General features: G+C 74.3%; 18 protein-coding genes. 5 read left to right on the forward strand and 13 right to left on the reverse strand.

Annotation, left to right across the window (positions count from 1 at the left end; genetic code table 11):
* Positions 1-118: 118 nt before the first annotated feature.
* The 8 genes from ACZ5HG_RS18510 to pdhA form a co-directional block, all read right to left on the reverse strand.
* Positions 119-490 (reverse strand): SseB family protein, encoded by a 372-nt coding sequence (locus ACZ5HG_RS18510; RefSeq protein WP_464179098.1) that lies wholly within the window; start codon positions 488-490, stop codon positions 119-121.
* The gene (locus ACZ5HG_RS18515) at positions 487-1,059 is read right to left on the reverse strand and encodes a hypothetical protein (RefSeq protein WP_464179100.1); all 573 of its coding nucleotides are present in this window, start codon (positions 1,057-1,059) and stop codon (positions 487-489) included. Before ACZ5HG_RS18515 ends, ACZ5HG_RS18510 begins: the two co-directional genes overlap by 4 nt.
* The gene (locus tag ACZ5HG_RS18520; protein ID WP_464179102.1) at positions 1,056-2,363 is read right to left on the reverse strand and encodes a WXG100 family type VII secretion target; all 1,308 of its coding nucleotides are present in this window, start codon (positions 2,361-2,363) and stop codon (positions 1,056-1,058) included. The genes ACZ5HG_RS18515 and ACZ5HG_RS18520 overlap by 4 nt, the downstream gene beginning before the upstream one ends.
* A complete protein-coding gene (locus ACZ5HG_RS18525) occupies positions 2,360-2,686 on the reverse strand; it encodes a type VII secretion target (RefSeq protein WP_464179104.1) in 327 nt (108 codons plus the stop codon). Before ACZ5HG_RS18525 ends, ACZ5HG_RS18520 begins: the two co-directional genes overlap by 4 nt.
* The gene (locus ACZ5HG_RS18530; protein WP_464179106.1) at positions 2,686-3,057 is read right to left on the reverse strand and encodes a YbaB/EbfC family nucleoid-associated protein; all 372 of its coding nucleotides are present in this window, start codon (positions 3,055-3,057) and stop codon (positions 2,686-2,688) included. The genes ACZ5HG_RS18525 and ACZ5HG_RS18530 overlap by 1 nt, the downstream gene beginning before the upstream one ends.
* Positions 3,058-3,118: 61 nt before the next feature.
* Positions 3,119-4,561: a dihydrolipoamide acetyltransferase family protein gene (locus ACZ5HG_RS18535; RefSeq protein ID WP_464179108.1), complete on the reverse strand. Its 1,443-nt coding sequence runs from the start codon at positions 4,559-4,561 to the stop codon at positions 3,119-3,121.
* A gap of 40 nt (positions 4,562-4,601) precedes the next feature.
* Positions 4,602-5,591 (reverse strand): alpha-ketoacid dehydrogenase subunit beta, encoded by a 990-nt coding sequence (locus ACZ5HG_RS18540; RefSeq protein ID WP_464179110.1) that lies wholly within the window; start codon positions 5,589-5,591, stop codon positions 4,602-4,604.
* The gene (gene pdhA / locus ACZ5HG_RS18545; protein WP_464179112.1) at positions 5,591-6,715 is read right to left on the reverse strand and encodes a pyruvate dehydrogenase (acetyl-transferring) E1 component subunit alpha; all 1,125 of its coding nucleotides are present in this window, start codon (positions 6,713-6,715) and stop codon (positions 5,591-5,593) included. The genes ACZ5HG_RS18540 and pdhA overlap by 1 nt, the downstream gene beginning before the upstream one ends.
* Positions 6,716-6,987: 272 nt before the next feature.
* Between pdhA and ACZ5HG_RS18550 the strand changes: the two genes are divergently transcribed.
* Both ACZ5HG_RS18550 and ACZ5HG_RS18555 read left to right on the forward strand, forming a co-directional pair.
* Positions 6,988-9,036, forward strand: a complete 2,049-nt coding sequence (locus ACZ5HG_RS18550; RefSeq protein WP_464179114.1) for a beta-galactosidase — start codon at positions 6,988-6,990, stop codon at positions 9,034-9,036.
* A gap of 157 nt (positions 9,037-9,193) precedes the next feature.
* Positions 9,194-9,841 carry a TetR/AcrR family transcriptional regulator gene (locus ACZ5HG_RS18555; protein WP_464179116.1) on the forward strand — a complete coding sequence of 216 codons (648 nt, stop codon included), beginning with the start codon at positions 9,194-9,196 and terminating at the stop codon, positions 9,839-9,841.
* 10 nt (positions 9,842-9,851) lie between these two features.
* Here ACZ5HG_RS18555 and ACZ5HG_RS18560 read toward each other — a convergent pair whose 3' ends face one another.
* The 5 genes from ACZ5HG_RS18560 to hisC form a co-directional block, all read right to left on the reverse strand.
* Positions 9,852-10,979, reverse strand: a complete 1,128-nt coding sequence (locus ACZ5HG_RS18560; protein ID WP_464179119.1) for an AAA family ATPase — start codon at positions 10,977-10,979, stop codon at positions 9,852-9,854.
* Positions 10,980-11,085: 106 nt separating this feature from the next.
* The gene (locus ACZ5HG_RS18565) at positions 11,086-11,526 is read right to left on the reverse strand and encodes a response regulator (RefSeq protein WP_464179121.1); all 441 of its coding nucleotides are present in this window, start codon (positions 11,524-11,526) and stop codon (positions 11,086-11,088) included.
* Between the two features lie 2 nt (positions 11,527-11,528).
* On the reverse strand, positions 11,529-13,136 hold the full coding sequence (locus ACZ5HG_RS18570) for a sensor histidine kinase (RefSeq protein ID WP_464179123.1): 1,608 nt from the start codon (positions 13,134-13,136) through the stop codon (positions 11,529-11,531).
* Complete coding sequence (locus ACZ5HG_RS18575) at positions 13,133-14,383, reverse strand: PP2C family protein-serine/threonine phosphatase (RefSeq protein ID WP_464179125.1); 1,251 nt, start codon at positions 14,381-14,383, stop codon at positions 13,133-13,135. Before ACZ5HG_RS18575 ends, ACZ5HG_RS18570 begins: the two co-directional genes overlap by 4 nt.
* A 46-nt stretch (positions 14,384-14,429) precedes the next feature.
* On the reverse strand, positions 14,430-15,488 hold the full coding sequence (gene hisC, locus ACZ5HG_RS18580; protein ID WP_464179127.1) for a histidinol-phosphate transaminase: 1,059 nt from the start codon (positions 15,486-15,488) through the stop codon (positions 14,430-14,432).
* A 125-nt stretch (positions 15,489-15,613) separates the two neighbouring features.
* Between hisC and ACZ5HG_RS18585 the strand changes: the two genes are divergently transcribed.
* The 3 genes from ACZ5HG_RS18585 (at position 15,614) to ACZ5HG_RS18595 (ending at position 19,425) form a co-directional block, all read left to right on the forward strand.
* Positions 15,614-15,994 (forward strand): phage holin family protein, encoded by a 381-nt coding sequence (locus ACZ5HG_RS18585; protein WP_464179129.1) that lies wholly within the window; start codon positions 15,614-15,616, stop codon positions 15,992-15,994.
* A 195-nt stretch (positions 15,995-16,189) separates the two neighbouring features.
* Positions 16,190-17,488 carry a hypothetical protein gene (locus tag ACZ5HG_RS18590; RefSeq protein ID WP_464179131.1) on the forward strand — a complete coding sequence of 433 codons (1,299 nt, stop codon included), beginning with the start codon at positions 16,190-16,192 and terminating at the stop codon, positions 17,486-17,488.
* Between the two features lie 95 nt (positions 17,489-17,583).
* Entirely contained in the window at positions 17,584-19,425 is a 1,842-nt protein-coding gene (locus ACZ5HG_RS18595) for a chaplin family protein (protein WP_464179133.1), read from the forward strand.
* Positions 19,426-19,449: the final 24 nt, after the last annotated feature.

The following is a 19,449-nucleotide window of genomic DNA, read 5'->3' on the forward strand; positions in this document are numbered from 1 at the left end:
CCCACCGAGACGGCTGAGCGGGGCGGCGGTGACCCGCGCCGGCCTTCCGGGTCGTCGTGCCGGGGGCCTCGCCGCCGGGCACGCGGTCCCAGGAGCCGTCCCAGGCGTCACCCCCCACTCACCGCGCTCGCGCCTGCCGCACCCCGTCCGGCGACATCTCGAACCCCACCCGGTGCCCCGGGTTCACCACCACACCGGACCCCTCCGGCATCATCGCCAGCAACGCCGACCCACGCAGCGTGATCGCGTAGGGAGCCAGGTGCGTCACCTCACGTGCCCGGTCGAAGGTCGTGAACACCGCGAGCATCTGCACACCCTCGCGGTCGTACAGCACCGGCACGAACCCGGCGAAGCCCTCGCCGACCGGCGCACCGCTCGGCACCACCAGATCGGCACCCAGGAACGCGCCGATCACGTCCTCCTGGGCGCCGGCCATCGCACGCTCGATGATCGCGTCCAGCCCAGACCCGTCAGGCGCCTGCTCGGTCATGCGTCAGTCTCCTCATCTCTTCTGCGGTCAGCTTCCGTCACAGTGGCGCTGGCATCCGCGACCAGGTCGCGGGATGCCGCTGGAGGCAGGTCGAACCGCCAGGGCCCAGCCGGATCGAGCACCAGCGCGCTCCCCCTGTTCCGCGCCGCCCACCTGGCCACGGACTCCCGGTGCAGCGCCTCGTCGTCGTGGCAGTCGAGGTGCGCGGCGTCGGTGGTGGAGTACGCCACCCCCGGCGGCGCGTCCGCGGCGACGATCACCTCGTGGTGCAGCAGCGCGACAGCCACCTCACTCGGGTCCACCTCCCCGTTCGCGCCGAGCTCGACCAGCGAGGGCACCGGCGTCTCGACCGCCCACCGCGCGCGCTCGCGCCAGTTCGGGATCAGGTCGTCGGCGAGCGAAGGGTCGGTCACGAGCACCAGGCTCAACGTCTCGCGCCACAGCGTGCCGCAGCGGGAGCACAGCCAGAGCCGGAGCTGCTCGTCCAGGTCGACCACGAGGTACGGCTCGTGCCGGCCGGTATACGCGAGCGCCTCGCAGAACTCGCAACCGGCAGGGCTCTCGATCATGGGAACCTCCGCATGGGCCGCCACGAGCCGTCCTGCATCAGCTGGAACAGCACGCTGCCGTCCGGCACCGGCGGCGCACCGTCGAGCACGTACTCCCGTGTCTCGTTGACGAGGAATCCTCCGGTGCCGGGCCTCCCCGGTGCGTCCGCCGTCCGGACCGCGGTGTGACCCCCAGGCATGTAGTGCGGCCAGCCGCCGGCGTCGACAGCGTCGGGGGCTCTGGGCGCGAAGCCGTCACGAGGGAACGCGATCCCGTAGATCTCCGGTGCGCGGCCCTCCCGCGCGGCAGCCAAGTACTCGCTCTCGATGCTCGGAGCGTGCCCGGTCTGCCGGAGCACGTCGTCCGGAGTGCGCAGCCGTGCCGCGTCGTCGAGCGACATGTGGAAGAACGGACTCGACGGTGTACCCAACCGGGCGTTATCGCGCAGGTAGAACCGGAGGTTGGTGTCGCTGAAGAACGCGACGCCCCAGTCGCGAATGCTGGTCGGCACCGCCCGCGCCGCGTCCCCCGCCGCCTCCGCCGCGCCCGACCCCGCCGCGCCCGACCCCGGCAGCCGCCCGCGCACCCCGGACGCCAGCCGCGCGAGCGCGTCGCGCATGGCCTCCAGCAGGTTCTTCAGCGACCGCGCCGAGGTGAGCACGTCGATCACGGACCGGCCGATGCGGGTGGCGAGGGAGGAGACGCGCGTCGCGACCTGCGTGACGACGACCGGGGTCGCCAGCCCGAGGGTGAAGACGACCTCCGCCGCCCAGGAGATGATCGAGCCGACGAGCTGCGCGAGGGTGTCGCGGACCAGGTCGTGCACGACCTGCACGACGGTGGAGCAGGTGCGCAGGGCGGAGCCCATGGCGGAGGCGGAGTCGCCGGCGGCGCGCACCCGGTCGGCCAGGCCGTTCGCGTAGGCGGCGTAGGAGGTGATGGCCGCTCCGGACATCGCCTCCAGGTCGGCGCGGACGATCCGGTCGAGCTCGTCGCCGGCGCCGGTCATCGCCCCGGCGACGTTCTCCCAGGTGGCGGCGTGGCCGAGCACGGCCCCGGCGTCGCCGGTCAGGTCGTTCAGCCAGCCCTTGAGCGGTTCCAGGTGCTCCATCAGCCAGCCGAGGCCGGCGGCGATCAGCGATCCCAGCGGGTCGGTGACGGCGGCGGCGGTGTCGAGGGCGACGCCCACGCCGGACAGGCCGCTCGCGAGCCAGTTCCCGGACCGCAGCGAGGACGACAGGTCGGACACCGACTCGAGCAGGCCGGCGCCGCCGAAGGCGGTGGAGGTGTCGACGGCGTCGGCGACCAGCGGGTTGGCGCTCACCGGTCGAGCACCCGGGCGATCCGGCGCATGCGCTCCTCGACGCGCTGGTCGGTGTCGTCGTAGGCGGCGGCCATGGCGCGCAGGCCGGTGACGGTCTGCTCAGCGGCCTCGTGCACGGCGGCGATGGCGTCACGGGCGGCAGTGTCGGTGCCGGAGACGATCCCGGGCAGGAACCCGCAGAGGATGCCGAAGGCGCCGCCGTTCAGGTCGGTGGACGCGGCGGCCTGCTGCGCGGTGCCGATGTCGCCGGCCACCTGGTCGACGCGCGCGGAATGTCGCCGCAGCACCTCGCTGTCGATCTCGAAGCCGTCGTGCGAGGCCATCAGCGCAACCGCTCGACCAGCTCGCCGCGCAGGTGCTCGGTGACCGGGGACTCCTCACCGAAGGCCTCGGCGGTGATCGCCAACGCCTGCCGCCCGGCGTCCCGGCTCGCGGCCTGCGCGGTCTCCACGATCAGCCGCCCGAGGTCGCGGGCGCCGAGCCGCATCCCGTCCTCGGCGATGTCCACGTCGAGCAGCCGACCGGCGGGATCGGCGGCCACGGTGACCTCGCCGCGACGGGAGCGTGCCTGACCGCGCACCCGGTCGAGCCGTTCCTTGACCTGTCCGGCCCGCTCGGCGCGCTCCTGCGCGGCGCGGATCTCCGCCTCGACGCGCGCGATGGCGGCGTCCGGGTCGTCGAAGAAGCTGCTCACCCGCCCGAGGCTAGCGCCCGGTCCGGGCGGGCGGCGGACGAACCTGCGCCCGCCGGCGCGCTCACCCCCAGACGAGCGCCTGCGCGGGGTCGGCGAGGATCGCGGCGACGTCGGCGAGCACCCGGGAGCCGAGCTCGCCGTCCACGAGCCGGTGGTCGACGCTCAGGGCGAGCTGGGTGACGTGCCGGACCTTGATCTTGCCCTTGTGCACCCACGGCTGCTCCCGGATCGCCCCGAACGCGAGGATCGCGGCCTCGCCGGGGTTGAGGATCGGGGTGCCGGTGTCGATGCCGAAGACGCCGACGTTGGTGATCGTGATGGTGCCGTCGGCCATGTCGCGCGGGGTGACCTTGCCGGAGCGCGCGGTGGCGGTGAGGTCGGCCAGGCCGAGGGCGAGGTCGTGCAGGCCGAGGCGGTGCGCGTCCTTGATGTTGGGCACGACCAGACCGCGCGGGGTGGCGGCGGCGATGCCCAGGTTCACGTAGTGCTTGTAGACGATCTCCTGCGCGGCCTCGTCCCAGGACGCGTTGACGTCCGGGTGCCGGCGGACGGCGAGCAGCAGCGCCTTGGCGGCGATCAGCAGCGGGGTGACCCGCACGTCGGCGAACTCGCGGTCCTCGCGCAGCTTGGCGACCAGGCGCATGGTGCGGGTGACGTCGACGGTGTGGAACACGGTGACGTGCGGGGCGGTGAACGCGGAGGCGACCATGGCCTCGGCGGTGCGCTTGCGCACGGACTTCACCGGGACGCGGGTCTGGCGGCCGTCGGGCGAGACGGTGCCGGAGGCGAGCCACGGCTGGTCGTCGCCGGGGTAGGTGGCGAGGGTGCGTGCCTCGGCGCCGGCCTGGTGGGCGAGCACGTCCTCGCGGGTGACGATGCCGCCGGGGCCGGTGGGCTGCACGGAGTCGAGGTCGACGCCGAGGTCGCGGGCGAGCTTGCGCACCGGCGGCTTGGCGAGCGCCCGCGTGCCGGCCGACGGGGCAGCGGGCGCGGGCGCGGCGGCTGCGACCGGGGCGACGGGGCGAGCAGGTGCGGGCGCAACCGGCGCGCCCACAGCCGGGTCGCCCTCCGCGGACACGGTGCGCGCACGACGACGGCTCGGCGCGGCGGCGGTGCCGTAGCCGACCAGCACCGCACCCCCGCCCGGCTCCTCCGCCGACGCCCCGGACACGCCCGACGCGACCGGTGCCTCGGCGGGCGCCGCAGCAGCCGCAGCAGGCTCGGACCCCGTCCCGTCCACCGGCGCCGCCGGCCCGTCCGGATCCGTGTCGATCACGATGATCGGCGTGCCGACCTCGACGGTCTCGCCCTCGGGTACCAGCAGCTCGGTGACCACGCCGGCGTAGGGGCTGGGCAGGTCCACCAGCGACTTGGCGGTCTCGATCTCCACGATCGTCTGGTTGATCGTGACCGTGTCACCCACGGCGACGTGCCAGGCGGCGATCTCGGCCTCGGTCAGGCCCTCGCCCGCGTCGGGGAGGCGGAACTGCTGGTAGGACGGCACGCGGTGCTCCTCGGTGGTGCGGTCTGCGGGGCGGGAGGTGTCAGTGCGCGAGCACGCGGTCGACGGCGTCGAGGACGCGGTCCAGACCGGGCAGGTACTCGTGCTCGAGCTTGGCGACGGGGTACGGGGTGTGGAACCCGCCGACCCGCAGCACCGGTGCCTCCAGGTGGTAGAAGCACTCCTCGGTGATCCGGGCGGCCACCTCGGCGCCGGTGCCGTAGAGCACGGGGGCCTCGTGCACGACCACGCAGCGGCCGGTGCGGCGCACGGAGGCGGCGATCGTGGCGGTGTCCAGCGGGGAGATCGTGCGCAGGTCGACGACCTCGATGCTGCGGCCCTCGCCGGCGGCCGCCTCGGCGACCTTGAGCGCGGTGGCGACGGTCGGGCCGTGCGCGACGAGCGTGACGTCGGTGCCGGGGCGCAGCACGCGGGCGCCGTCCAGGGTGGACGGGGCGGCGAGGGCGTCGGCCTCCAGGTCGACCTCGCCCTTGTCCCAGTACCGGCCCTTGGGCTCGAAGAACATCACCGGGTCCGGCGAGGCGACGGCCTGCTGGATCATCGTGTACGCCTCGGCCGGGTCGGACGGGCTGACCACGCGCAGGCCGGCGGTGTGCGCGAACAGCACCTCGGGCGACTCGCTGTGGTGCTCGACCGCCCCGATCCCGCCGCCGAACGGCACCCGGATCACGACGGGCAGGTTGAGCCGCCCGCGCGAGCGGTAGTGCATCTTGGCGAGCTGGGTGGTGATCTGGTCGAACGCCGGGAAGATGAACCCGTCGAACTGGATCTCGCACACCGGGCGGTAGCCGCGCAGCGCGAGGCCGATCGCGGTGCCGACGATCCCGGACTCGGCGAGCGGGGTGTCGACGACGCGCTCGGTGCCGAAGTCCTTGGCGAGCCCGTCGGTCACCCGGAACACGCCGCCGAGGGCGCCGATGTCCTCGCCCATCAGCATGACCTTGGGGTCGTGCTCCAGGGCGGCGCGCAGGCCGAGGTTGATCGCCTTGCCGAACGTGAGGCGCTGGGCCATCAGTGCTCCCCTCCGACGAACGAGGACTCGTAGTCGGCGAACCAGGCGCGCTCGGCGTCCACCACGGAGTGCGGGGTCGCGTACACGTGCTCGAACATGGTGCTCGTCTCCGGGCGTCCCAGCGCGCGGGCGGCGGTGCGGACCCGCTCGCCCAGGGCGTCGGCCTCCGCGGCGACCTCGGCGGTGAAGGCCTCGGACAGCTCGCCGGTGGCGGTCAGGTGCGCGGCGAGCCGGTCGATCGGGTCGCGCTGGCGCCAGTAGTCCTCCTCGGCGGCCGACCGGTAGCGGGTCGGGTCGTCGGAGGTGGTGTGCGCTCCCATCCGGTACGTGAACGCCTCGATGAAGGTCGGGCCGCCGCCGGACCGCGCACGCTCGACGGCCTCGGCGGTGACCGCGTAGCAGGCCAGCACGTCGTTGCCGTCCACCCGCACGCTGGGCACGCCGAAGCCGGGGCCGCGATCGGCCAGCGGGACGCGGGCCTGCCGGGTGGTGGGCTCGGAGATCGCCCACTGGTTGTTCTGGCAGAACAGCACCAGCGGGGCGTTGTTCACGGCGGCGAAGACGAGGGCCTCGTTGACATCGCCCTGCGCGGTCGCGCCGTCGCCGAAGTAGGTGACCACGGCGGTGTCGCGGGCCGGGTCACCGGTGCCGACGGCGTGGTCGCGCTGGACGCCCATCGCGTAGCCGGTGGCGTGCAGGGTGTGCGAGCCGATCACCAGCGTGTACAGGTGGAAGTTGTGCGCGGTCGGGTCCCAGCCGCCGTGGTCGACGCCGCGGAACAGCCGCAGCACGTCGGTGAGGTCGACGCCGCGGGTGTGCGCGACGCCGTGCTCGCGGTAGGACGGGAAGACGTAGTCCTGCGGGGCCAGCGCGCGGCCGGAGCCGACCTGCGCGGCCTCCTGGCCCAGGCTCTGCGCCCAGAGGGCGAGCTCGCCCTGACGCTGGAGCGCGGTGGCCTCGGTGTCGAACCGGCGCACGAGCACCATGTCGCGGTACAGACCGCGCAGGGCGTCGGCGTCCAGGTGGGCCACCCGGGGTGCGTAGTCGGGGTGGTCGATGCGCTCACCGGTGGGGGTGAGCAGCTGGACCAGCCCGTCGTCGGTCAGCGGACCGCTGGAGCTCACGCGGTTCTCCTTCGCCTGCGGGGGCGGCCCCGGGGGCGGGACCGCTGTCGAACCTACGCCAGCGTAGGCTACGCAACCGTAGGTCCGTCCCCCGGGGCCCCGTCAAGACGGGCGCTCCCCCGTTGTCGCTTCCCGACAACCCCCGCACGGCGGCCGGGCTGGGCTACCTACTAACTAGTAGGTAGAGTGCGTGCTGGGCCCGAGGGCGGGTCCGGGCGCGGGACGTGCGAGGAGGCACCGGCCGCGACCTCGCGCGACGAAGGGTGACCACGGTGGACGAGCTGCTGTTCGGGGCCGCGTACTACGACGAGTACCTGCCGACCGACCGGATCGACCAGGACGTCGCGATGATGCAGGCGGCGCACATCAACGTCGTCCGGATCGCCGAGTCGACCTGGAGCACCCTCGAGCCGCAGCCCGGCGTCTTCGACTTCACGCACGTCGACCGCGCGCTGGACGCCTTCGAGGCCGCCGGGATCAAGGTCATCGTCGGCACGCCCACCTACGCGGTCCCGGCCTGGCTGGTCGCCCGCCACCCGGACGTGCTGGCCGAGACCTCCCGCGGCGAGGGGCGCTACGGGGCCCGGCAGATCATGGACATCGTCAACCCGGCCTACCGGTTCTACGGCGAGCGCGTGATCCGCCGCCTGATGGAGCGCACCGCGCACCGACCGGCCGTGATCGGCTTCCAGATCGACAACGAGACCAAGTACTACGACTCCGCCTCCCGCGACGTGCAGCGCGCCTTCGTGACCCACCTGCGCGAGCGCTTCGACGGCGACCTCGCCGCGATGAACCGCGCGTTCGGGCTGGACTACTGGTCGAACCGGGTGGACGCCTGGGAGGACTTCCCCGACGTGCGCGGCACGATCAACGGGTCGCTCGGATCGGCCTTCGACGCGTTCCGGCGCGCCCTGGTGACCGAGTTCCTCGGCTGGCAGGCCGGGATCGTGCGCGAGTACGCCCGCCCCGACCAGTTCGTCACGCAGAACTTCGACTTCGACTGGGGCCCGGGCTGGTCGTACGGACTGCAGCCGTCGGTCGACCACTTCGAGACCGCCGCCGTGGTGGACGTCGCGGGCGTGGACATCTACCACCCCACGCAGTCCCGGCTCACCGGCAAGGAGATCGCCTTCGGCGGCGACATGATGCGCTCGGTCAAGGGCGGGGCGAACTACCTCGTGCTGGAGACGCAGGCGCAGGGCCAGCTCGCCTGGCTGCCCTACCCCGGCCAGCTCCGCCTCCAGGCGTACAGCCACCTGGCCAGCGGCGCCGACGGCGTCATGTACTGGCACTGGCACTCGATCCACCACTCCTTCGAGACCTACTGGAAGGGCCTGCTCAGCCACGACCTCGAGAGCAACCCGACCTACGAGGAGGCCGGCGTCTTCGGCGGCGAGATCGCGCGGGTCGGCGGATCGCTGATCCACCTGCGCAAGCAGAACCGCGCCGCGATCATGGTGAGCAACGCGGCGCTGACCGCCCTGCAGTGGTTCACGCTGGAGACCGGGTTCATCGACGGCGCCTTCGGCAGCTCCCTCGGCTACAACGACGTGCTGCGCTGGGTCTACGACGCGCTGTTCGAGCTGAACGTCGAGGTCGACTTCGTCTCGCCGTCCACCGAGGACCTCGGCGGCTACGACCTGCTGGTCGTGCCGGCGATGTACTCCGCGCCGGGCAGCACCCTGGAGCGCCTGGCGGCCTACGTCGAGGCGGGCGGGCACCTGGTGACGACCTTCCGCACCGGTGTCGCCGACGAGAACGTCGAGGTGTGGCACGACCGCGCCCCGCACGCGCTGACCGGGACCCTGGGCCTGACCTACAACCAGTTCACCGTGCCGGACGGCGCCGGTCTGACCCTGCACGGCGACCTGGCCGCGGCCGCCACGCCCGCCGGGGACCGTGCCGCGCGGACCGTGATGGAGCTGCTGCGCACCGAGGGCGCCGAGGTGCTGGCCTCCTACGACCACACCGCGTGGGGCGAGTACGCCGCGATCACCCGGCACCGCTCGGCGGGCGGCGGCACCGCCACCCACCTCGGCACCATGACGTCGGCGGACCTGGTGCGCGACGTGCTGGCGCTGGCCGTCCGTGACGCCGGGCTGTGGGCGTGGCCGCAGGACCTCGCCGGCACGGTCACCGTCCGCCGGGGCACCAACGCCCGCGGCAACGCGCTGACCTACCTGCTCAACTACTCCGCCGAGCCGGTCACGCTGCCCAGCCCGGTCGCCGGCGCCTCCGTGCTCGCCGACGGCGCCCCGGTCGCCGAGGGCGACTCCCTCACGATCGCTCCCTGGGACCTCGTCGTCCTCGAGGGCTGACCCGGCGTACCCCGCCGAGGTTGCACGAAAGCAGGCTTCCCGCTCCGCGAAGGCCGCATCCGTGCAACCTCGGCGCACCCGGCCGCCCCACGCGCAGGATCGGCGCGGGAGCGCATCCACCGCGGGGTACCCTCGCACCCGTCGAGGGGAGACAGGTGTGACGACGCAGGACGGTCCGGGTCCGGGCCGCCGCCGGGTGCGGCTGAACCCGGAGCAGCGCATGGCGCAGATCCTCGACGCCGCGACGCGTCTGGTCGCCCAGCACGGGTTCTACGGGATCTCCTTGCAGGCGGTCGCCGACGAGGTCGGGATCACCCAGGCCGGGCTGCTGCACCACATCGGCAGCAAGGAGGGCCTGCTCGAGCTGCTGATCGCCCAGCGCTACGACCGGCGCGGCACCCCCGAGGACTTCCTCGCCAGCGGCGAGCCCGGCTCCCAGCACCCCGACGGCCCCTCGTTCCCGGCGTACTGCCGGTACCTGGTCGGCATCAACGCCTCCCGGCCCGAGCTGATCAAGCTCTACATGGTGCTCGGCACCGAGGCCGCCTCCGAGGGCCACCCCGCGCACGACTACTTCGCCGACCGGCCGGACCAGGTCTGGGAGTACTACCAGGACACCCCGTGGCGCATGCCGCCCGAGGTCGGGCCGTTCTCCGGCCAGCGCGACCTGGTCGAGATGGTCATCGAGGCGATGGACGGCATCCAGGTCCGCCTGTTCCGCCGGCCCGCCGTCGACCTGCGCGACGAGTGGGCGCGGTTCGAGCGGGTGCTGTTCCCGTCACCGGTGTGGGACGGGTACCGCTAGGCCCGGCTGATCAGCGCAGCCGCCGCGCGGTCTCGATCCCGGCGGCGTGCTCCCGCAGGTACTCGCGCAGGTAGGGGATCGCGAAGTCGACGTACCCGTGCCCGACACGCTCGATCACCCCGGCGTCGATCAGGCGCGCCCGGTAGGTCGAGGCGTAGGAGTCGGACACCTGCAGGCGCTGAGCGATCTCGCCCGTGCGGGACGCGCCCTCGTCGACGGCCATCGCGAGCAGGTAGCCGCGGTCCACGTCCGACAGGTCCGCGAGCGCGGTGGCGTGCACCGTCGATCCGAGCCGTCTGCGCGCCGCCGCGATCCCCGCCTCCACCGCGGCATCGTCGATCATCGTCCCGTCGGCCCTGCGCCACACGTGGTAGCCGACGAGCTGGATCATGAACGGGTAGCCGCCGGTCGCCTCCGCCGCCGCGACCAGCGCCGGTTCGGCGATCTCACGTCCGCTCTCCTCGATCGTGGTGCGGAGCGCCAGACGCACCTCGTCCAGCGGGACGTCTTCGAGCCGGACCGGCGTGGCGCGGCGCAGGAAGGTCAGGACGTCGTCGTTGAGCAGGTCGGAGATCGACGCCGGGAGCCCCGCGAAGGCGATCGCGACCTCACGGTCCTCCCGGACCAGGTGCTGGAACGTGGCCGCCAGCGCGCGCAGGTCGTCGCGCGCGGCGTGGTGGACCTCGTCGATCGTCACCAGCAGACCGGACCCCCGCTGCTCCAGCGCGTCGAGCAGGGAGCCCAGGTCGTCCCGCCACTCGACCGCCACGGCGGGCGCCTGCGCGAAGGTCAGCCCGCCGCCGACGACCGGGAGCGTGAACCCGGTGATCCGGCGGCCGACCGGGCCCCCGTCCCCGAGCGAGTCGATCAGTCGTGTCGTCGCGAGCCGGAGCCGGTCGATCAGGCCGACGGTCGCGGTCTCCGCGATCGAGACCCAGCCCTGCGCCAGCGCCACGTCGGCGACCTCGGTGAGCATCACCGTCTTGCCGACACCGCGCGCACCGGTGAAGACGGTCAGCCGCCCCGGAGATCCCGGGCCGTCGTCCAGGGACTCGCGGAACTCGTCGAGCACGTCGCCGCGTCCGACCAGTCGTGGGGGCGTCGCACCCGAGGACGGCTTGAACGGGTTGGGCGCCACGTCGTCCCCCTTTTTGATGGGTTTGGATCTTTTGGATTTTTAGATCTCTTCGATCCGTCCGATCCGCTGATCCACCCACCCTAGGTCGACGAGGGGCGCGTCCCGCTCAGCGCTGCGGCAGCCGCACGACCTCGACGAAGAACTCGTCGATCTGCCGGACCACCTCGATGAACCGGTCGAAGTCCACCGGCTTGGTCACGTAGGCGTTCGCGTGCAGCGAGTACGAGCGGACCACGTCCTCCTCGGCCTCCGAGGTGGTGAGCACGACCACCGGGATCGAGCGCAGCGCGTCGTCGCCCTTGAGCGCCTCCAGCACCTCGCGCCCGTCCATCCGCGGCAGGTTGAGGTCGAGCAGGATCAGGTCCGGCGTGGGGGCGTCGGCGTGCTCGCCCTCCTTGCGCAGGAACTCCAGCGCGCTCACGCCGTCCGACACCACGGACAGCCGGTTGGCGACCTTGTTGTCCTCGAACGCCTCCCGGGTCATCAGGACGTCACCGGGGTCGTCCTCGACCAGCAGGACGTCGATCACCTTGGACGTACGCGCCACGATCACTCCGAGTCGTCGGTGGGGTCGCCCGCGGCGGCCGGCAGGGTCCAGCAGATGCTGGTGCCGGGCCCCTCGTGCTCCCCGAGCCAGATGCGACCGCCGTGGTACTCGACGATCTTCTTGCACAGCGCCAGGCCGATGCCCGTGCCCTCGTAGACGTCCTTCGGGTGCAACCGCTGGAAGATCACGAACACACGCTCGGCATAGCGCGGGTCGATGCCGATCCCGTTGTCCCGGCACTCGAGCTGCCACGAGTCTCCCACCTGCCGGGCGCTCAGGTGGACGGTCGGCGCGCGGTCCGGGTCGCGGAACTTCACCGCGTTGCCGATCAGGTTCTGCAGCAGCTGGGTCAGCAGCGGGCGCTCGCCGCGCACCACCGGCAGCGGGTCGTGGGTGATCACGGCACCGGAGTCGGCGACCAGGTGCTCCAGGTTGTCCAGCGCCGCGGCGAGCACGTCGTCCAGCGGCACGTCCGCGAGCTCGCCGCCGACCCGGCCCACCCGGGAGAAGCCGAGCAGGTCCTGGATCAGCTGCTGCATGCGCTTGGCACCGTCCACCGCGAAGCCGATGTACTGGTCCGCACGGTCGTCGAGCTGGCCGCCGTAGCGCTTCTGCAGGAGCTGGGTGAACGAGGCGACCTTGCGCAGCGGCTCCTGGAGGTCGTGCGAGGCGACGTAGGCGAACTGCTCCAGGTCGCGGTTGGACCGGCGCAGCTCCTCGGCCTGCTCGGTCAGCCGGTCGTGGGCGTCGGCCACCTCGGCGGCGCCACGCTCGATCTCGCCGAGCTGCACCACCAGCGCGGTGCGCATCCGCTCGACGTCCTCGGCGACGTCGGCGATCTCCCCCGGGCCGGTCGCGTGCACGACGTGGTGCAGGTCGCCGTCGGAGACCGCGCGGGTGTCCTCGGCCAGCGCCTCCAGCGGCGCGGCGATCCAGCGGCGCAGCGACTGCCACAGCAGCGCGCCGCCGACGATCGCGGCGAGCACCAGCACCAGCACCGACGCGACGACCAGCCGGGTCCACGTGTCCAGCTCGCCCACGGCGGCGAGCCGGCGGTCGCGCAGCAGGTCGAGGTAGGTCTCGACGGCGCCGCGGGTCTGGTCGAACAGCGCCTGCCCCTGCTCGATCTGCTCGGGGGACACGGCGGCCGGGCCCTCGGCGGTCACGGCCGCGATCGTCGGGCGGGCGAACTCGGTGTCCCAGCGATCGGCGGCGGCCACCGCGTCGGCGGCGGCGGCCTGCACCTCGGTCGGGGTGCCCTGCGGGTCGGCGCGATCGGCGACCGCGGCCAGCGAGGACGTCACGTCCATCGCGCGGGTGTACGGCTCCAGCGAGGTCGGCGACCCGGTGAGCGCGAAGCCGCGCACGGCGGTCTCGGCGTCCACCAGCCGCGTGTACGCCGCCTCGGCCTCGGTGATCACGGTGAAGTACGTGCCGGTGACGGCCTGCTGCCGGTCGAGCATCCGCCACAGCGCGACACCCGAGCCGGCGACCACCAGCCCGAGCGCCACGCCACCGGCGGTCAGCGCGAGGCCGAGCCGGCGGCGCAGCGTGAAGTGCCGGCGCGGTCGCTGGGGGCCGGTCGGCGCCGGGGTGCCTTCGGTCGTCACGCGCGCCCGTCCCAGCCGAGCACCACGAGCGCGGTGTCGTCCACCAGCTCGCCGCCGTGCTGCCGTCGGACCTCGCGCAGCACGCTCGCGCCCACGTCCGCGGGTCCGTGGGCGAGCGCCCGGTCGGTCACCGCCAGCAGGCCCTCCTTGCCGACCCGGTCCGAGGTGCCGGCGATCGTCGCCTCCAGCACACCGTCCGTGTACATCATCAGCCGCCAGGCCGGACCCAGGTCGAGCCGTCGCGGCAACCAGGTGCCGCTCACCGGGATGCCCAGCGCACGGCCCCGCCCGTCGGTCGGCAGCAGCGTCGACGGGCGGTCCGCGCCGTCGCCGAGCAGCAGCGGCACCGGGTGCCCGGCGAGGTAGAGGTCCGCGACGACGCGCTCCGGGGCGACCTCCACCATCGACATGGTGGTGAACACCTCCTCGCGGCTCCGCTCCGAGATCAGCACCCGCTCCACCAGCGGCAGCAGGTCCGGCACCGGCGTGCCCGCCAGCACCAGGGTCCGCCACGCGGTGCGCAGCACGGCGCCCAGGGCCGCCTCGTCCGGGCCGTGGCCGCAGACGTCGCCGACGATCGCGAGCACCGATCCGTCCGGCCGCTCGACCACGTCGTAGAAGTCGCCACCGAGCACGCCGTCCCGGCCCGCGCGGTAGCCGACCCGCACCTCCATCCGCGCGTCCTGCACGGACGGGCGCGGCAGCAGGGCGCGCTCCAGCCGGGCGTTCTCCTCGGCGCGCACCCGGCTGCGCCACAGCGCCTGGTCGGCGTCCTGCAGCTGGCGCCGCTGCACGGCGTAGCGCACCGACCGGCCGAGCAGCGCGCCGTCGACCTCGCCCTTGACCAGGTAGTCCTGCGCCCCGGCCGCCACCGCCAGCAGGCCGGTGTCGCCGTCGGTGCGACCGGTCAGCACCACCACGGCGGGCGCCCCGGCGGCGAGCAGCCGTTGCAGCGCGTCCAGCCCCACCGCGTCCGGCAGGCCCAGGTCGAGCAGCACGCAGTCCACGTCGAGCCGGTCCACCGCCTCGTCCACCGTGCGGGCGCGCAGCAGCCGCACCGCCAGCCCGGCGTCCTCCAGGTGCTCGGACACCAGCAGCGCGTCGCCGTCGTCGTCCTCGACGAGCAGCAGGGTGATCAGGTCGCCGTCGGCGGGATCGCCGGGATCGATCGCCGGGCCGGACCGCGTGGTGGAGCTGCCCGAGGTGCTCGGGCGTGCGGGCGCAGAGCCGCTCGCAGGGTCGGTCACGGGCCCACCTCTCGTCGTCCGGTGACGAGCATAGGGTGACGGACCCTCAGCGGCGGGACGCGACCTCGAGCACCACGTCCGTGGCCTCGGCCTCGCCGACGCTGATCCGCACGCCGTCCCCGGCGAACGGCCGCACCAGCACGCCCGCCTCGGTGGCCCGCTGCGCGAACCGCGCGGTCTGGTCGCCGATCCCCAGCCAGACGAAGTTCGCCTGGCTGTCCGGCACCTCCCAGCCCAGCGCCCGCAGCCCGTCGAGCATCCGGGCGCGCTCGCGCACGATCCCCTCGACCCGCACCATCAGTTCGTCCTGCGCGCGCAGCGAGGCCACCCCGGCGAGCTGCGCGAGGTGCGACACCCCGAACGGCGTGGACGCGGCGCGGATCCCGGAGGCCAGCCGAGCGCTCGCCACCGCGAAGCCCACCCGCAGGCCCGCCAGGCCGTACGCCTTGGAGAACGTGCGCAGCAGCACCACGTTCGGGTGCGCGGCCAGCACCGTCAGCCCGTCCGGCGCCTGCGGGTCCCGCACGAACTCGACGTAGGCCTCGTCCAGCACCACCAGCACGTCGCGCGGCACCGCGGCCAGGAACGTCTCCAGCTCGTCGGCGTGCACGGCCGGACCGGTCGGGTTGTTCGGCGTGCAGACCAGCACGACGCGGGTGCGCGGGGTGATCGCCGCCGCCAGCGCCACCAGGTCCAGCCGGCCGTCCGCCGCCACCGGCACCGGCACGGGCACCGCGCCCGCGAGCGCCACCGAGATCGGGTACGCCTCGAAGGACCGCCAGGGGTGCACCACCTCGTCGCCCGCGTCGCAGAACGCCGACAGGATGTGCCCGAGCACCGCCACCGACCCGCAGCCGGCGACCACCTGCTCCGGCCGCACGCCCAGGTGCGCGGCCACCGCCTCGGTCAGCTCGGTCGCGTACATGTCCGGGTAGCGGTTGACGTCCACGGCCCCGTCCGCGATCGCCGCGACCACCGAGGGCAGCGGCGGGTTCGGGTTCTCGTTGGAGGACAGCTTGAACGCGGCGGCCCCGACCGGGACGCGGGCGCCCGGCACGTAGGCGGGCAGGGCGGCGACAGCGGGGCGCAGGGGCACGTGCTTCACGCGGTCAGGATGCCACCGCGCGGCGGTGCGGTCTGCGGGGTGGTCGCAGCGTGGACGCGGCGTGCATCCCGGACGGATCGCCGGGATCGCGGGACTGCGTGGGCAGGTGATGGCAGGATCGACGCATGAGGTTCGTGCTGCGCGTGCTGATCAGCGGTGTCGCCCTGTGGCTGGCCGAGATCCTGCTCTCCGGGATCTCGATCGTCGGCGCGGACTCCACCGGCGGTGAGATCGGCGTGATCCTGCTGGTCGCGCTGGTGTTCGGCATCGTGAACGCGATCGTCAAGCCGATCGTGCAGGTGCTGTCGATCCCGCTGTACATCCTCACGCTCGGCCTGTTCACGCTGGTCGTCAACGCGCTGATGCTGCTGCTCACCGCGTGGATCACCGAGCAGACCTCCTGGGGCCTGCGGATCGACGGGTTCGGCTCCGCGATCATCGGGGCGCTGATCGTGTCGGTGGTGTCCTTCGCGCTGTCGGTCGCGATCCCCCGCAGCCGCGACTGACCCCGCGCACACACCACGAGCCGCTGCGCGGCGGGTGAGAAGTGCGGCCGCGGGCGCGCAGGTGAGGGCGCACGGGGTCACCCGGTCGGCGCAACGGCCGGTCCGCGATCTGTTGCGACCCCCGAGACCCCGACCTAGCGTCGATGTGGTCCGGCTCACATCCGTGGCCGGTCCGGAGACTCAGGGGGAGTCGCCATGCGGGAGCACGCCGTGCGCGCACCCGGGGAGCGCAGCAGCGCGACCCGGTGGCTGCGGCGCGGTCTGCTCGCCGTCGGCGGACTGACCCTCGCCGGCGCCGCGATGGTGGCCTTGGCCCCCGCCGCGAGCGCGTCCGACACCCCGCCTCCCGGCGCGTCCGGGGGTCTGCTCGGTGGCGTCGGCGACCTGCTCGGCGCCGTGGTGAAGCCGGTCGCGGAGCACGTGGTCGAACCGGTGGTGACGCAGGTCGTCGCGCCCGTCGTCCAGGCCGCGGCCCCGCCGCCGCCCGCCACGCCCGCCCCGGCACCCGCCGCTCCGGCGGCACCCGCGACCCCGGCTCCGGCCACCCCCGCGGCACCGCCCGTGAGCACCCCGATCGCGCAGGTCACCACGCCCGTCGTGCAGCAGGTGGTGACCCCGGTGGCCCAGGCCGTCGCGCCGGTCACCCAGGCCGCCGCGCCGGTGGTCGGCGCCGTCGGGCACACGCTGGCACCGGTGACCACGCCGCTCGGCGAGCACGTGGTGCGCCCGCTGGCCCAGGCGCTGCGCCCGCTGGTCGACGGCCTCGCCGGTGGCGTGCTGGGACCGGTCGCGGGGCTCACCGAGCCGCTGCGCCCGGTGCTCGACCCGATCACCGGCGGCCTGGTCGACCCGGTCACCGGCGACGTGCTGGGCCCGGTGCTCGGCGCCCTCGACCCCGTGCTCGGCCCGCTGGTCGACGCGCTCGCCCCGGCCCTGACCCCGATCACCACGCCGCTCGTCGACGAGGTGCTGGACCCGGTGCTCGGATCCGTCGGCGGCACCCCCGTCGGCGACCTGATCGACCCGGTGGTGGACGCCGTGCTGCCGACCGTCGGCGGCGTGCTGCCGCTGACCCCGCTCGTCCCCGGCGCTCCCGGGACCCCTGGCGCACCCGGCGTGCTCGCGGTAGCTGCTGGGCCGGTCGGCAGCGGGGGCGTCGACCTGCCCGGCACCGCCGCGGCCGGGTCCGCTGCCGCCGGTGCCGCCCGCACGGCCCACGGCTCGGGCGTCCTCGCGAGCACCCCGTCCGACGACCGCGCGGCCCTCACCGCCGCCGGTGGCGACCAGCACCGCACCCCGCCCGCCGACCAGGCGCCCGCCTCCACCGGGACGACCGGTGCCGGCTCCGGGCACCGCGGCGCGAGCGGCCAGGACGTGCTCGCCGTCGTCGCGCTGACCGCCCTCACGGTCGGCTCCACCCGCCTTCTCGCCGCGGCCCGTGGTCGCGTCGAGCTGCCGCTCCGCTTCCGCGAGATCCCCGTCTCCCCTGCCTGAGTCCGGCCCCGGCGCCCACGGACGGTCCACCCGTCCGGCACCCACGGCCACCGCGCCGACCTCGGCGCACCCGACTCATCCGCAGGGGAACCACCATGAACACACACCTGAGGCGAGCGCTCCAGAGCGCGCTCGTCGCCGGCGGCCTCGTCGTCGCCGGTGCCGCAGCAGCCCACGCCGCCGACGACGACGGCCTGCTGTCCGGCCTGGGCATCCAGGCACCCGTGGACGTCTCCGTGAACCTGGGCGGTCTGACCGCCGGGCTGCTCGGCGACGCGACCACCACCCCCGCCGCACCCGCTGCGGCCCCCGTCACGACCTCCGCCCCGACCGCCACGGTCACCGGCGACGACTCCTCCGGCATCGCGTCCGGGGCCTCCGTCGCCGCACCCGTGTCGGTCCCGGTGACCGTCGGCGACGTGGCCGTCGGCCTGCTCGGCGACGCGTCCACCACCGGCGGCGCCCCGGCGTCGGCCCCGGCGGACGCGCCCGCCGCGACGGTCGACCGGGGCACCTCCGAGGGCACCGCCTCCGGCGCCTCCGTGGCCGCACCCGTGTCGGTCCCGGTGACCGTCGGCGACGTGGCCCTGGGCCTGCTCGGCGACGCGTCCACCACCGGCGGCACCGCCCCGGCGGGCTCCGGCTCGGGCACCGCTCCCACCGCCACGGTCGGCTCCGGCGACTCCGCGGGCCTCCTCGGCGGGCTCGGCGCGGCCGCACCGATCAGCGTCCCGATCACCGTCGGCGACGTCTCGCTCGGCCTGCTGGGCGACTCCTCGGTCGCCGGCTCCGGGGCTGCGACCCCGGCCGGCACGGGCACCGCCCCGACCGCCGAGGTGGGCTCCGGCGACGCGCAGGGTCCGCTCGCGGGCACCGGCGTCGCTGCGCCGATCAGCGTGCCGATCACGATCGGCGACGTCTCGCTCGGCCTGATCGGCGACTCGTCCGTCGCCGGCGGGTCCGGCACCGGCACTGCGCCGGCGGGCTCCGACGCCCCGACCGCGGTCGTCGACGGCGGCGACTCCGACGGCGTCCTCGGCGGCACCGGCGTGGCCGCCCCGATCAGCGTCCCGATCACCATCGGGGACGTCTCCCTCGGCCTCATCGGCGACTCGTCGGTCACCGGCGGCACCGGTACCGCGTCCGGCACGGGCGCCCCGACCGCCGAGGTCGGCTCCGGCGACTCCGAGGGCATCCTCGGCGGCACCGGCGTCGCTGCCCCGATCAGCGTCCCGATCACCATCGGCGACGTCTCCCTCGGCCTCATCGGCGACTCGTCGGTCACGAACGGCACCGGCAGCACGCCGGCGGCCGGCACCGACGGCCCGACCGCGGTGGTGGGTGGCGAGGGCTCCGAGGGCATCCTGGGCGGGCTCGGCGTGGCCGCCCCGATCGGCATCCCGGTGACCGTCGGCGACCTCGCGGTCGGCCTGCTCGGCGACGCGGCCGTGACCGGCGGCACCGGCACCTCCGGCTCCGACGGTCCGCTCGCCGTGATCGGCGGAGGTGACGGCGGCGGTCTGCTCGCGGACCTCGGCATCGCCCTGCCGATCGAGGTGCCGATCACGATCGGTGACCTGGCGCTCGGTGTGATCGGCGACGCCACCACCACCGGCACCACGGATCCGGGCACGGACCCTGGCACCGATCCGGGGACCGACCCCGGTACGGACCCGGGCACCGACCCCGGCACGGATCCCGGGACCGACCCGGGTACCGGCACCGACCCGGGCACGACGACCACCGTCGCGGCGACCGTCTACCTGTCCGACGTGCTGGCCGCGGCGGACCTCGACGGCTCCGCGAGCACGGTGCTCGGCCTGCCGGCCGCGCTGGCCCCGACCGGCGGCCCCGCCGCCCTGACCGCCCTGGCGGCCCTGGCCCTGATCGGCCTCGGCCTGCTGATGCGCCGCGTGCAGGCGGTGAGGCTGCACTGAGCATGCGTCGCTGACACCAGAACC

This window comes from Cellulomonas sp. GTC20042 (assembly GCF_055389595.1).

What these genes read in the sequence shown, in the direction of transcription:
- ACZ5HG_RS18540 (WP_464179110.1), bottom strand. Translation starts at nt 5,591, where the DNA reads ATGGCCCAGCGCCTCACGTTCGGCAAGGCGATCAACCTCGGCCTGCGC.
- ACZ5HG_RS18525 (WP_464179104.1), bottom strand. Translation starts at nt 2,686, where the DNA reads ATGGCCTCGCACGACGGCTTCGAGATCGACAGCGAGGTGCTGCGGCGA.
- ACZ5HG_RS18585 (WP_464179129.1), top strand. Translation starts at nt 15,614, where the DNA reads ATGAGGTTCGTGCTGCGCGTGCTGATCAGCGGTGTCGCCCTGTGGCTG.
- ACZ5HG_RS18510 (WP_464179098.1), bottom strand. Translation starts at nt 490, where the DNA reads ATGACCGAGCAGGCGCCTGACGGGTCTGGGCTGGACGCGATCATCGAG.
- ACZ5HG_RS18590 (WP_464179131.1), top strand. Translation starts at nt 16,190, where the DNA reads ATGCGGGAGCACGCCGTGCGCGCACCCGGGGAGCGCAGCAGCGCGACC.
- ACZ5HG_RS18595 (WP_464179133.1), top strand. Translation starts at nt 17,584, where the DNA reads ATGAACACACACCTGAGGCGAGCGCTCCAGAGCGCGCTCGTCGCCGGC.
- ACZ5HG_RS18515 (WP_464179100.1), bottom strand. Translation starts at nt 1,059, where the DNA reads ATGATCGAGAGCCCTGCCGGTTGCGAGTTCTGCGAGGCGCTCGCGTAT.